Below are 12,852 nucleotides of genomic sequence, written 5' to 3' on the forward strand. Positions count from 1 at the left end.
TCAATCCCTCTGCAGCGCCGGGCGTTTGCTGTCAAACGTCCAGCCGGGGATCAGGTACTGCATCGCGACGGCGTCGTCACGGCCGCCCAGTCCTTCGCGGGTGTACAGCGCGTGCGCCGCGGCGACGGCGGACTCGTCGAGCGTCACGCCCAGCCCCGGTGCGTCGGGCACCGTCAGATGGCCGTCGACGATCTGGTACGGGTCGGTGGTGATGGCCTGGCCGTCCTGCCAGATCCAGTGCGTGTCGATGGCCGTGATGTCGCCGGGCGCGGCAGCGGCCACATGGGTGAACATCGCCAGCGAGACGTCGAAGTGGTTGTTGGAGTGCGATCCCCACGTCAGACCCCACGCTTCGCAGAGCTGCGCGACGCGCACCGAGCCGGCCATCGTCCAGAAATGCGGATCGGCCAGCGGGATGTCGACGGCCCCAGACCGGATCGCGTGGCCCATCTCGCGCCAGTCGGTGGCGATCATGTTGGTCGCCGTCGGCAGCCCCGTGGCGCGTTTGAACTCCGCCATCACCTCGCGACCCGAGAACCCGCCCTCCGGACCGACGGGGTCTTCGGCGTAGGCCAGGACGCCGGTGAGCTCGCGGCAGATCCGGACCGCGTCGTCGAGCAGCCATCCGCCATTGGGGTCCAACGTGATTCGGGCGTCGGGAAAGCGGTCGGCCAGCGCGATGACGGCCTTGGCCTCGTCGGCCGCGGGCAGCACCCCACCCTTGAGTTTGAAGTCGGTGAACCCGTAGCGCTCCCGCGCCGCCTCGGCCAGCCGGACGATGGCGTCGGGGGTCAGGGCCTCCTCGTGGCGGACAGTGAACCAGTCGTCGGCCTCGTCGGCTTCGTCGGCCGCCGAGCGGTAGGCGAGATCGGTCTTGGTGCGGTCACCGATGAAGAACAGGTAGCCCAGAGCCTGCACCCGACTGCGCTGCTGACCGTCGCCGAGCAGCGCCGCGACCGGCACCTCCAGATGCCGGCCGAGCAGGTCCAGCAGGGCGGACTCGATCGCGGTGACCGCGTGGACGGTGACGCGCAGATCGAAGGTCTGCGCGCCGCGGCCGCCGGCGTCGCGATCGGCGAAGGTGCGGCGGACGTCGTTGAGGACGGCGTGGTAGTCGCCGATGCTGCGGCCGACGACGAGCGCGCGGGCGTCCTCGAGGGTGCGCCGGATCGGTTCGCCGCCGGGCACTTCGCCGACGCCGGTGTTGCCCGCGGAGTCGGACACGACGAGCAGGTTGCGGGTGAAGAAGGGCCCGTGCGCTCCGGACAGGTTCAGCAGCATGCTGTCGTGGCCGGCGATCGGGATGACGGTGACGTCGGTGACGACGGGCGTTCTCATGGTGTTCCTCTCAGGCGTCATGACGCGAACCACTTGTCGCCGTTGGCGAGCGGACGGACCACCCGGGACACCTTGTCCCCCATGGCCCGCAGGGCGTCGACGATCTCGCGTTCACGCTGCGGATCGAGCCGGTCGACGGGCACCGACGCACTGATCGCGTCCTGCGCGGGCCGGCAGTAGCGCAGCGGCACCGCGAAGCACCGCAATCCGACGGTGTTCTCCTCGTCGTCGCAGGCGTACCCGCGTAGCCGGACCTCGTCGAGCTCGCGGTCGAGCGCGCCGCGGTCGGTGATCGTGGTGGCGGTCAGCGGGGTCAGCGCGGACGGGACGTGCCGGTCCCGGTCGACGCCGAACCGCTCGGCCAGCAGCGACTTTCCGAGGGACGTCGCGTAGGCGGGCAGCCGTCTGCCCACCCGGCTCGCGGTGCGGGTGTACTGCTTCGACTCCCGGGTGGCCAGGTAGACGATGTCGGTGCCGTCGAGCCGGCCGAGGTGGAACGTCTCGTCGAGGGCGGCGCGCAAGTCTTCCAGGAACGGGACGATCAGCGGCAGGTACGGGTCGCTGTCGAGGTAGCTGGTCCCGACCAGCAGGGCCCGGATACCGATCCCGTACAGCGTGCCGCTCGGGTCCGAGCGCACCCACCCCTGGCTGACGAGGGTCCGCAGCAGCGCATGGGCACTGCTGCGCGGCATCTCGAGCGCATCGCTGATCTCCCGCAACCGGGCCGGATCGTCGTGCCGGGCGGCGAGGTACTCGAGCAGTTCGACGGTGCGCACCGCCGACTTGACCTTGCGGACCGGAATGTCCTCTGTCACAACAGCTCCCTCACAATGCCAGCAGTTCGCGGCCGATGAGCAGCACCGCGCCCGCGGCCGAGACGCCGATCGCCAGCCAGCGCAGGCGGGTCGGATTGAGGTGCCGGTTCAGCACCGTGGAGAGCAGGTAACCGGCCAGCGCCGCCGGAATCAGGACGGCGAAACCCCACCAGGTCTGATGGTCGACGGCGCCCGTCACCGACAGCACGATCAGCGACAGCACCGACCCGACGAGGAAGAACCCGCTCATCGTGCCGCGCAGCCGGGATCCCGAGTTGCGTTGCCACACCAGCGCCATCGGCGGACCGCCGATCGAGGTGGCCGTCCCGAGCAGTCCGGACGTCGCACCGGCCAGCACCACGTTGCGGCGCCGCGGAGCAGGGATCCAGCCACTGCTGGTCAGCACCACCCCGCACAGCACCACCGCGGCCAGCAGCAGCGACAGCGCGCGGTGCGGTAGCGCGGCCAGCAGCAGCGCGCCCGCGATCGTGCCCGGCACCCGCCCGACGAGCGCCCACCCGGTGCCCGAAAGGTCGATCGCCTCGCGTTCCCGGATCACCACGATGAGCGTCACCAGCGTCGCGACCATGATCAGCGTGCCGGGGATCAGCGACGGCTCGACCAGCGCGACGATCGGTGCGGCGAACATTCCCATACCGAACCCGATCGAGGCCTGCAGCGCCGATGCCAGCAGAACCGCCACGGCCAGAACGCAATATCCCGCGAGGCTCATGCCGGCACGGTCTCACGCCCACTCCCTTCGAGCAGCAGGGGATGGTGGCATTCGGCGGCGTGACCGGGCGTCTCGGGATCCGCGGCGACGGGCGGCGCCGTCGTCGCACACACCTCGGTCGCCTTCCAGCACCGGGTACGGAACCGGCACCCCGACGGCGGATTGATCGGTGACGGCACTTCCCCCTTGAGCAGGATCCGGTTGCCGCGCTGCTCGCCGTCGAGCGTGGGGGCCGCCGACATCAGCGCGGCCGTGTAGGGATGGTTCGACCGCTCGTACACCGCTTCGGTGGGGCCGTTCTCGATGATGCGGCCCAGGTACATCACCGCGACGCGGTCGGCGACGTGACGCACCACCGACAGGTCGTGGGAGATGAAGATGTAGCTGATGCCGAGTTGGTCCTGCAGGTCGTTGAGCAGGTTGAGCACTTGCGCCTGGACCGACAGGTCGAGCGCGGAAACCGGTTCATCGCAGATGATCACGTCGGGGTTGAGCGCCAGCGCGCGGGCGATGCCGATGCGTTGACGCTGGCCGCCGGAGAACTCCTGTGGGTACTTGCCGGCGGCCTTGGCGCCGAGGCCGACCAGATCGAGCAGGCCGCGCACCCGCATGTCGCGGTCCTGGCGGTTCTTCACCACACCCTTGTGGCTGCGCCACGGCTCGGCGATGATCTCGGCCGCCGACATGCGGGAGTTCAGCGACGCGTAGGGGTCCTGGAACACCATCTGCACGCGGCGGCGGAACTTGAGCAGTTCGGCGCCCTTGAGGCTGAACGGGTCGACGCCGTCGAATCGCACGGTGCCCTCGTCGGGGCGTTCGAGCATCATCAGGGTGCGTGCGAGGGTGGACTTCCCGCAGCCGGATTCACCGACCAGGCCGAGGGTTTCGCCGCGCTTCAGATCAAGGGTGATGCCGTCGAGCGCGCACAGGAGGTTCTTGCCCGCGTGCGGCACACGGAACGACTTCCGGACGTCGCGGACCTCGAGCAACGTGTCATCCGTCATCATGCGATCAGACATCAGTGACCTCTTCCTGGAAGTGGCAGGCTGCCTTGCGGCTGGTGCCGGTCAGGGCGGGCCGCGTCGTCGTACAGATCTCCTGCGCCAGCGGGCAGCGGGCCTGGTAGACGCAGCCTTCGGGAATCGCGTGCAGGTCGGGCGGGGTGCCGCCGATCGACTTCAGGGTGTCCCCGCGCCGCGCGTTGACCGGCACCGAGTTCAACAGGCCCTTCGTGTAGGGATGTCGCGGGTTCGCGAAAACCTCGGCGACGGTTCCTGTTTCGACGATGTTGCCGGCGTACATCACCGCGACCCGGTCGGCTTCCTCGGCGACCAGCGCCAGGTCGTGGGTGATCAGCACGACGGCCATGTCGTATTCGGTGCGCAGATCCCGCAGCAGCGCCATGATCTGCGCCTGCACGGTGACGTCGAGAGCGGTGGTGGGCTCGTCGGCGATCAGCACGCTCGGGTTGAGCGCGACGGCCATCGCGATCAGCAGACGTTGGCGCATGCCGCCGGAGAACTGGTGGGGATAGGAGTTCAGCCGCGTCTCGGGTTGCGGGATGCCGACGCGGGCCATCAGGTCCACGGCTTTGCGCTTGGCTTCCTTCGCGGAGAGCCGCTGGTGGATCCGGAACGGCTCGGCCAGTTGGGTTCCCACGGTGTAGAGCGGATTCAACGCGGTCAGCGCGTCCTGGAAGACGATCGCCAGTTCGGTGCCCGCCATCTCCCGCCGCTTCTTGCGGTCGGCGCGGAGCAGATCGACGTTGCCGAGTCGTGCGCTGCCGCCGACGATGTCGGCGACCGGCTCGAGAAGGCCCACCAGGGCCGTCGCGGTCATCGACTTACCGCAGCCGGATTCGCCGAGCAGCGCGAGGGTTTCGCCGCGCCGGGCGCCGAAGGACACCTCGTTGACCGCGCGCAGCGTTCCCGAGATGGTGCGCACCTCGACGGACAGCCCGTCGACCTCGAGGACGGGCGCGGCGTCGACATTAAGGTCGTGATCGGCGAGTGCGGTCATGCTTCGGCCTTTCATGAGAGGCGCTTTCCGGTCTTGGTGAATGCGGCGAGCCGCTTCTGCGGGACGGTGAGGCGCCACCGCTGACCCGGGTCGGTGGCGATGCGCGCCCAGGCCGCCAGGATCGTCGCCGAGACGGTCGTGATGACGATCGCCAGGCCGGGGAAGAACGACAGCCACCAGGCACTGTGCAGGTAGGTGCGGCCCTGGGAGACCATCAGGCCCCAGCTGACGTCCGGCGGCTGGATACCGATGCCGAGGAAGCTCAGGGAGCTCTCGGCGAGCATGACGTAGCAGAAGTCCAGCGTCGCGACGGTCAGCAGGGTGGGCAACACGATCGGCAGCACGTGCCGGCCGATGATCGAGCCGGCGCCGGCGCCGAAGGTGCGGGCGGCGTCGACGAACACCCGGCTCTGCAGTTCGGCGGATTCCGCGCGGGCGGTGCGCAGGTATACCGGGATGCGGGTGATGGCCAGCACCGCAACGATGTTGGCGGCGCTGGGGGAGAACACGTACAGCACGACGACGGCGAGCAACAGCGACGGGAAGCTCATGATCACGTCGGCGACGCGCATCGCGAGGGTCTCGCGCCAGCCCCGGTAGTAGCCGGCCCACATGCCGACCGCCGAGCCGACGATCGCGGAGATCACCACCGCGGGCACTGCGACCGACAGCGTGGTGCGGCAGGCGACGATCAGCCGGGCGAGCATGCTGCGGCCCAGCGGGTCGGTGCCCAGCACGTTGGCCCAGCCGTGGCTGAGCGTGAACGGGGCCTGGTTGGAGTTGTCCAGGTCGATGCGGGTGGCGAGGTCGCCCACCAGGACCGGACCGAGCAGCGCGGTGAGGAACACCAGGCCGAGCACGCAGGCCGCGGCGAAGGCCACCCGGTCGTTGATCAGCAGCCGGAACCACAGGGCACCGCCCCGCCGGCGGGAGGCCTCGGTGTCGTCCTCGCCGACGATCGCCGTCGTGGGCTTGACCGGGATCAGATCGATCTGAGTCACGTTGTCCCCTTATACCTTTGCCGGTTCCCGCACCCGCGCGTCGAGCAACGCGTAGCAGGCGTCGATGAAGATGTTGAGCAGGAAGATGCTCACCGCGGTGAGCAGGACCGCGGCCTGCAGGACCGCGAAATCGCGTTGCAGGATCGCGTCGATCATCAGCTTGCCGATGCCCGGCCAGCCGAAGATCGCCTCGACCACCACCGCGCCGTTGATCAGGCCGACCGCGAGGTCGCCGGCGACGGTGAGCGCGGGTGCGGCGGCGTTGCGCAGGGCGTGGTGGCTGACGACGCGAAAGTCGCTGGCGCCCTTGCTGCGTGCCAGCCGCACGTAGGGCGCCGACAGTGCGGAGACCATCGCGCCGCGCACCACCTGGGTCAGCACACCGAGCGGGCGGATCATCAACGTCGCGATCGGCAGGATCCAGCTCAGCATCCCGTCGTCGACGCCGGAGGTGGGCAGCCAGCCGAGCAGCACCGCGAACAGCCAGACACCGGTGATGGCGAACCAGAAGTCGGGGATCGATGCGGCGGTCATCGACAACAGGCTGGAGAACCGGTCGGCCAGCGAGTTGGGGCGGTAGGCGGCCCAGCAGCCGATGACCACGGCGCCCACGATCGCCAGCAGCATCGTGGTGATCGCGAGTTGCAGGGTGGCGGGGAAGGCCCGCAGCGCCATGTCGGCCGCGGACTCGCCGGTGCGCAGCGAGGTGCCGAAGTCCAGGTGGACGACACCCTTGAAGTAATCGATCAACTGCGTGATGAGCGGATCGTTGAAGCCGTTGGCCGCGGCGAACTCGGCGCGCTGATCGGCGGTGGCCGACTCGGGCAGATACAGGTTCGTGGGGTCACCGGTGAGCCGGGCGAGCAGGAACACCCCGAGCAGCACGATGATCAACGGCAGTGCGCTGGAGTACATCCGGCGCCGGACGAAGGAGAACATGGGCTGGGCCTTCCTGCTTCTCAGGACTGGTCGGTGCGGTCGGCGCCGGCGGGAGTCATCGCGGCGAGCCGCATCTCGTCGCCGGTGGCCGGGTCGGGGGTGTAGTCGACGCGCGCCGACTTGCCGAGGATGCCTTTCATGTGGGCGATGTAGGCCATCTGCATGATGTCCTGCGGTTCCTCGGCGAACAGCTTGGCGAACGCGTCCTGGCGGGCCTGCCCGGTCAGTGCTTCCGCCGCCCGGATCTTCTTGTCGAATTCCGGTGTCCCGTAGGCGGCTTGGGGTCCGTCGGAGAGCATGTACTGGTCCATCGTGAACGCGGCGTCACCGGCCTGGTTGCCGTGCATGATCATCAGCAGATAGGGGCCGGTGTCGGGCGGGAACGGCCGCAGCTGATATTCCAGCTGGTTGGCGGTGTCCATCATCTCGATCTTGACGTTCAGCCCGATCTCGGTGAACTCGGCCTGCAGCACCTCGATGGTCTCGCTGATGTTCGGGAACTGCGCGGTGCGGCCGATCAGCCGGATCTGGGTGTCCACGGGTACGCCGTCGGCCTTCGCCTCGGCGATCAGTTGCTTGGCCTTGTCGGTGTCGTGGGGCCACAGCTGCAGCTGATCGTTGTAGCCGACCACGCCGGACGGGATCAACTGTGCGGCGGGCTGACCGAGACCGCGGAAGAGCGCCTTGACGATGCCGGTGCGGTTGACGGCGTAGTTGATGGCCTGGCGTACCCGCATGTCGTTGAGCGGCGGTTGGGTGGCCTGCATGCGCAGGGCCGTGGTCTCGTTGTTCTGGAACGGCACACCCAGATCGCCGGCACCGTCCTCGGGGCCGAGGCCGGTGGCGATGTCGGCCTCGTCGTTGATGATCATCGCGGCGCGCACACTTCCCTCGCTGCGCCAGCGGTATTCGGCTGTGGCGAACGCCGGCGGGGCGCCCCAGTAGGTCGGGTTGCGCCGCAGCGTCAGCTTCTGGCCGTAGTCCCACTTGGCGATCGCGTAGGGGCCGGTGCCGATCGGCTCGCGCACCTTCTCGGTCGTGCTGGTGGTGCGCGGGACCATCTCGACGAACGAGATGCGCAGCGGAAGAATGGGATCGGGCTCCGTCGTGCCGATCACCACGGTGGTCGGGTCGGGGGTCTGCAGGCTGAGCTTCTCGTCGCCGAAGACGTAGCCGTCGACGTTGCACTGCAGGTCGGAGTTCACCGCGCGGTCGATCGAGAAGGCGGCGTCCTCGGCGGTGAAGGGCGCTCCGTCGGAGAAGGTCACGCCGTCGCGCAGTTGGAACGTCCACTGCGTGGGGCTCGTCTGCGACCACTTCGTGGCCAGCAGAGGGGTGAGGTCGCCCGTCGTGGCGTCGCGCTCGAGCAGCGGTTCGGTGATGTTGGAGCGGACCACGATGCCGGTCGACGTCAGCGAGCTCTCGCACGGTTCGAGCGTCGGCGGCTCCTGCTGGAGCACGATGCGCAGTGTGTTCGGGTCGTACCGGCCCCCGCCGGTGTTGGCGACCGAGCAGCCGGTGGCCGTGACGGTGACTGCCGTCAGGGCGAGCGCGACGAGGGCTGCGGGTTTCATGAATCCTCCCGGGCTGGGGGCTTGTGACGTCCACGTATGTAGATGAAATCTGTGATGGCAACCACACCGTAAGAGCGCGTTTTGGAGAGCGTCAACCCCGGTGAAACGGCCGTTTCCGGCTGAATCTGCGGTGGTCGCGGGGCGTCGGCGGTGCCCCGAAATACCGGGTGAACTGCACTTTTGTACGCAGGCGGGGACTGTCGATACCGGAACGCGCGCCGCAATCACCCGCCCATGCCGTTTCGCTATAAGTCCATGCCAATTCGGACGTGGACGGGTATTCCCAGGTCGCCGTAGCGTGGGGAGCACTATGAGCACTCCCGGTTCGGTCCTGCAGGTCGGTCCCCTCAAGCCCTCGCTGGCCAAGACGCTGGCCGAGGACTACGCAGCCAGGACGCTGCCGGAGTCCCCGTCCGAGCGCGCGACGTTCCTGGCCGAGCACGGCGCCGAGGTCACCGCGGCCGTCACGTCGGGCCGTACCGGCGTGGATGCCGCGCTGATGGCGGCGCTGCCGAACCTCGGCGCCATCGTCAACTTCGGCGTCGGCTACGACACGACTGACGTCGACGCCGCCGCGGCCCGGGGCATCGGCGTCAGCAACACCCCGGATGTCCTCACCGACTGCGTCGCCGACACCGCGGTGGGTCTGATGATCGACACCCTGCGGCAGTTCTCGGCGTCCGACCGGTATGTCCGCGCTGGCCGCTGGCCCGTCGACGGCAATTACCCGCTGACCCGTCAGGTCAGCAACACCCGCGTCGGCATCATCGGCTTGGGCCGCATCGGTCAGGCGATCGCGCACCGGCTCATCGCGTTCGGCTGCACGATCAGCTATCACAACCGCCGCCAGGTGCCCGATTCGCCGTACTCCTATGCCGCGTCGCCCGTCGAGCTGGCCGCCGGGGTCGACGTGCTGGTGATCGCCGCGGCCGGCGGCGACGGTACCCGCGGACTGGTGAGCGCCGAGGTGCTCGACGCGCTGGGCCCGCATGGGTACCTGGTCAACATCGCCCGCGGCAGCGTGGTCGATCAGGACGCGCTGGTGTCGGTGCTGCTGAACGGCCGGCTCGCCGGGGCGGGCCTGGACGTGTTCGCCGACGAGCCCAAGGTGCCCGAGGAGTTGTTCGCGTTGCCCACCGTGGTGCTGCTGCCGCACGTCGGCAGCGCGACGGTGCAGACGCGGGCGGCCATGGAGGCGCTGACGTTGCGCAACCTGGACAGCTTCCTCACCACCGGCGCGCTGGTCACCCCCGTCTGACTTTCCGCCGAAGTTGCATTCCGGCAGCGAGAGTTCGAGTGAGGCCCTGCCGGAATGCAAGTTCGGCGGGCGGAGGGACGCCGGACGCTTCCGCGTCACCGGCAGGCAAGGTCGCCATCTGACACTGCGCCGTGTCGGTATCGCGCCGTGCGGTTCTCAAGGGCGCCCTCGGGGTCTCCGTCCTTCCCCTGGTGGGCTTCACCACCGACCTGCGCCGCGGTCCGGTCCGGGTGGATCCGTTCACCCTCGGGGTGGCTTCGGGTGAGCCGGCTCCCGACGGCGTGGTGTTGTGGACGCGACTCGCGCCCGACCCCCTGGCCGACGACGGGCTCGGCGGCATGCCGTCGCGCCCCGTGGAAGTCGAGTGGGAGGTCGCGACCGACGAACGCTTCGCCCGCGTCGAGCAGCGCGGCGTCGTCGACGCGGTCCCGGAGTCCGCGCACAGCGTGCACGTCGAGCTGACGGGCCTGCGGCCCGGCGCCGAGTACTTCTACCGCTTCCGCGCCGCGGGTTTCCTGTCGCCGCCCGGACGCACCCGCACCGCGCCCGCGCCGGAGTCGATGGCCGCGCTGACGATGTGCGTCGCGTCCTGCTCGAACTACGAGCACGGCTGGTTCACGGCGTACCGGCGACTGGCCGAGGAGGCACCGGATCTCGTTGTACACCTGGGGGATTACTCCTACGAGTACGCCACCCGGCCCGGTGCGGTCCGCCGGCATGTCGGCCCCGAGGCCGTCACGCTGGCGAACTACCGGCAGCGCTACACCCAGTACAAGACCGATCCCGATCTGCAGGCCGCGCACGCCGCCGCACCGTGGCTGGTGGTCTTCGACGACCACGAGGTGTCCGACAACTGGGCCGACCGCACGCCCGAGGCGCCTCAATCCGACTTCCCTGCGCGCCGGGCCGCGGCGCTGCAGGCGTACTGGGAGAACATGCCGCTGCGGTCGGCGGCGCGACCGCGGGGCATCGACATGCAGCTCTTCCGCCGCGTCGACTGGGGTGCGCTGGCCACCTTCCACATGCTCGACACCCGCCAGTACCGTACCGACCAGGCCTGCGGCGATGTGTACCGCAGCGACTGCCCGGAGCGGCTCGACGTCCTCCGTTCGCTCACCGGACCGGTGCAGGAACGGTGGCTGCTCAACGGTTTTCAGCAGTCGCGGGCACGCTGGGACGTCCTCGGGCAGCAGGTGTTCTTCTCGCAGCTCGACCTGGTGGCGGGCCCGGGCAGTGGTATCAATCCCGATGCGTGGGACGGCTACGTCGCCAACCGCGACCGCATCGTCGCCGGCATGCTGAACTCCCCGGTGCGCAACGCGGTCGTCCTCACCGGCGACGTACACGCGCACTGGGCCGCCGAGGTGCGCGAGCGCGCGGGTGATCCGTCGTCACGCAGGGCCGCAACGGAATTGGTGACGACATCGATCACGTCGGGCGGCGACGGCTCCGACACCCGCCCCGACGTCGACGCCATCCTGCCCGAGAACCCGCACATCCGGTACTTCAGCAACCGCCGCGGCTATGTCCGCGCCCGCGTCACCCCCGACGAATTGCGGGCCGACTTCCGCACCGTGCCGTACGTGTCCCGGCCCGGCGCCCCGGTGCGAACCGGCGCGACGTTCACCATCCCCGACCGGATACCCCAGCTCCTCTAGCCGCGGAATAGCATTCCTGGTCGCGATCGGGCGCTCAAAGTCAAGTGGTCATGACAACGGTTAGGCCGCTTGGTTAATGAGGGCAGCCATGCGTTGGGCTGGGGTGTCGAGGTCGAGGGTGGGGCGTGGTCGGGTGTTGAGTTTGTCGGCCACGGCTTGCAGGTCGGCAAACTCAACACCGCCACCAACGCCGAGATCANCTCAAAGTCAAGTGGTCATGACAACGGTTAGGCCGCTTGGTTAATGAGGGCAGCCATGCGTTGGGCTGGGGTGTCGAGGTCGAGGGTGGGGCGTGGTCGGGTGTTGAGTTTGTCGGCCACGGCTTGCAGGTCGGCTTTGGTGTAGCCGCTCAGATCGGTGCCCTTCTCGAACCAGTGGCGCAGCAGCCGGTTGGTGTTCTCGTTGCTGCCGCGCTGCCACGGGGAGTGGGGATCGCAGAAATACACCGGGGCTCGCAGCTGCAGTGAGATGTCTTGCCAGCGGGCCATTTCGCTGCCGCGGTCCCAGGCGATCGAGCGGCGCAGGTGATCGGGCAGCTCAGCCATCGCCGCGAGCATCGCCGCGGCGACGGCTGCGGCGCTGTGGTCGACGGGCAGGTGCAACAAGACGGTGAACCGGGTGCTGCGTTCGACCAGGGTGCCGATCGCGCTGGTGCCGCGGGCCCCGATGATCAGATCGCCTTCCCAATGCCCGGGCACCGCGCGATCAGCGGCTTCGGCGGGCCGTTGACTGATGCGCAGCACATCGTCGAAGCGGCCGCGTCGTTCAGTGTGTCCGCGCGGCTTACGCGCCGCCCGTTTCGTCGACAGGCACTTGTGCAGATCAGCGCGCAGCTGGCCACGAGTCTGCACATACAGGCTGCGGTAGATGGTCTCGTGGCTCACCCGTGCCAGCTTGTCACCGGGGTGATCGCGGGCCAACACCTCGGCGATGAGCTTAGGGCTCCACCCGTCGTCCATCCAGGCCTCCACCGCCGCACACAGGCCAGGGTCGGACAGTTTGAACGCCTTGGGCCGACGTGCCGCCCGAGCAGCGCGGGCATGGGCCAGCTGGGCGTGATAGTCCCCATCGGCGGTGCGGTTGCGGGTCACTTCCCGCCAGATCACCGAGCGGTCCCGACCCAGCTGCGCGCCGATCGCGGCGTAACTCAAACCGGCGTCCAGGCCGCGCATGATCACCACACGTTCGGTGAAACTGAGTCGCCGGCCCGGCCCACCGGCCCGAGCGAGATCGCCCGGTTCAGCCAGCCCGGATCCGCCGTTGCCATTAAGCAGTCGCATCGCGCCAGCTTTGCGCCACCACAGGTAGCCGGCCTGAAAAGACACGCCCAACCCCACCGCCGCGTGCTTGACCGGCGCACCCGCACACACCCGGTCATAGAACTCGCGCCGAACCTCAGACCCGAACCGCCGCCCACTGGTCACTCAGCAACCCCTCACACCACCGGATGTTGCAGTGACCGTATGAATCCGCCGGGCTCGAAGCAACCCGGAATGCTATTCCGCGACAAAGGAAGA

At 68.9% G+C, this 12,852-nt stretch carries 11 protein-coding genes; 2 read left to right on the forward strand and 9 right to left on the reverse strand.

Translation table 11 applies throughout. From position 1 onward, the window contains the following. From gudD to MCHLDSM_RS14330, 8 genes are read right to left on the reverse strand one after another with little or no spacing between them, the layout of a single operon-like run. Positions 1 to 1,338 (reverse strand): glucarate dehydratase, encoded by a 1,338-nt coding sequence (gene gudD, locus MCHLDSM_RS14295; RefSeq protein WP_109788819.1) that lies wholly within the window; start codon positions 1,336 to 1,338, stop codon positions 1 to 3. Between the two features lie 17 nt (positions 1,339 to 1,355). Continuing rightward, the gene (locus MCHLDSM_RS14300; protein WP_048470647.1) at positions 1,356 to 2,153 is read right to left on the reverse strand and encodes an IclR family transcriptional regulator; all 798 of its coding nucleotides are present in this window, start codon (positions 2,151 to 2,153) and stop codon (positions 1,356 to 1,358) included. 10 nt (positions 2,154 to 2,163) lie between these two features. Then, complete coding sequence (locus MCHLDSM_RS14305; RefSeq protein WP_048470648.1) at positions 2,164 to 2,886, reverse strand: sulfite exporter TauE/SafE family protein; 723 nt, start codon at positions 2,884 to 2,886, stop codon at positions 2,164 to 2,166. Then, a complete protein-coding gene (locus MCHLDSM_RS14310; RefSeq protein ID WP_048470649.1) occupies positions 2,883 to 3,905 on the reverse strand; it encodes an ABC transporter ATP-binding protein in 1,023 nt (340 codons plus the stop codon). Before MCHLDSM_RS14310 ends, MCHLDSM_RS14305 begins: the two co-directional genes overlap by 4 nt. Further along, complete coding sequence (locus MCHLDSM_RS14315) at positions 3,898 to 4,905, reverse strand: ABC transporter ATP-binding protein (RefSeq protein WP_048470650.1); 1,008 nt, start codon at positions 4,903 to 4,905, stop codon at positions 3,898 to 3,900. The genes MCHLDSM_RS14310 and MCHLDSM_RS14315 overlap by 8 nt, the downstream gene beginning before the upstream one ends. 11 nt (positions 4,906 to 4,916) lie before the next feature. After that, on the reverse strand, positions 4,917 to 5,864 hold the full coding sequence (locus MCHLDSM_RS14320; RefSeq protein WP_234713978.1) for an ABC transporter permease: 948 nt from the start codon (positions 5,862 to 5,864) through the stop codon (positions 4,917 to 4,919). Positions 5,865 to 5,915: 51 nt separating this feature from the next. Next, positions 5,916 to 6,845 (reverse strand): ABC transporter permease, encoded by a 930-nt coding sequence (locus tag MCHLDSM_RS14325; protein ID WP_048420621.1) that lies wholly within the window; start codon positions 6,843 to 6,845, stop codon positions 5,916 to 5,918. Between the two features lie 20 nt (positions 6,846 to 6,865). Continuing rightward, a complete protein-coding gene (locus MCHLDSM_RS14330) occupies positions 6,866 to 8,419 on the reverse strand; it encodes an ABC transporter substrate-binding protein (RefSeq protein WP_048470652.1) in 1,554 nt (517 codons plus the stop codon). A gap of 310 nt (positions 8,420 to 8,729) precedes the next feature. On the opposite strand from MCHLDSM_RS14330, the gene MCHLDSM_RS14335 reads away from it, so the two are divergent. Both MCHLDSM_RS14335 and MCHLDSM_RS14340 read left to right on the forward strand, forming a co-directional pair. After that, a complete protein-coding gene (locus MCHLDSM_RS14335; RefSeq protein WP_048470653.1) occupies positions 8,730 to 9,677 on the forward strand; it encodes a 2-hydroxyacid dehydrogenase in 948 nt (315 codons plus the stop codon). A gap of 131 nt (positions 9,678 to 9,808) precedes the next feature. Continuing rightward, positions 9,809 to 11,335: an alkaline phosphatase D family protein gene (locus MCHLDSM_RS14340; RefSeq protein WP_048470654.1), complete on the forward strand. Its 1,527-nt coding sequence runs from the start codon at positions 9,809 to 9,811 to the stop codon at positions 11,333 to 11,335. A 227-nt stretch (positions 11,336 to 11,562) separates the two neighbouring features. Here MCHLDSM_RS14340 and MCHLDSM_RS14345 read toward each other — a convergent pair whose 3' ends face one another. Then, positions 11,563 to 12,759: an IS30 family transposase gene (locus MCHLDSM_RS14345; RefSeq protein WP_048470655.1), complete on the reverse strand. Its 1,197-nt coding sequence runs from the start codon at positions 12,757 to 12,759 to the stop codon at positions 11,563 to 11,565. Positions 12,760 to 12,852 lie beyond the last annotated feature (93 nt).

The organism is Mycolicibacterium chlorophenolicum, from assembly GCF_001044235.1.
In the GTDB taxonomy this organism is placed as follows: domain Bacteria; phylum Actinomycetota; class Actinomycetes; order Mycobacteriales; family Mycobacteriaceae; genus Mycobacterium; species Mycobacterium chlorophenolicum.

Coding starts and splice junctions, on each gene's coding strand:
- MCHLDSM_RS14330 (WP_048470652.1), bottom strand. CDS start 8,419: ATGAAACCCGCAGCCCTCGTCGCGCTCGCCCTGACGGCAGTCACCGTC.
- gudD (WP_109788819.1), bottom strand. CDS start 1,338: ATGAGAACGCCCGTCGTCACCGACGTCACCGTCATCCCGATCGCCGGC.
- MCHLDSM_RS14325 (WP_048420621.1), bottom strand. CDS start 6,845: ATGTTCTCCTTCGTCCGGCGCCGGATGTACTCCAGCGCACTGCCGTTG.
- MCHLDSM_RS14305 (WP_048470648.1), bottom strand. CDS start 2,886: ATGAGCCTCGCGGGATATTGCGTTCTGGCCGTGGCGGTTCTGCTGGCA.
- MCHLDSM_RS14315 (WP_048470650.1), bottom strand. CDS start 4,905: ATGACCGCACTCGCCGATCACGACCTTAATGTCGACGCCGCGCCCGTC.
- MCHLDSM_RS14310 (WP_048470649.1), bottom strand. CDS start 3,905: ATGTCTGATCGCATGATGACGGATGACACGTTGCTCGAGGTCCGCGAC.
- MCHLDSM_RS14335 (WP_048470653.1), top strand. CDS start 8,730: ATGAGCACTCCCGGTTCGGTCCTGCAGGTCGGTCCCCTCAAGCCCTCG.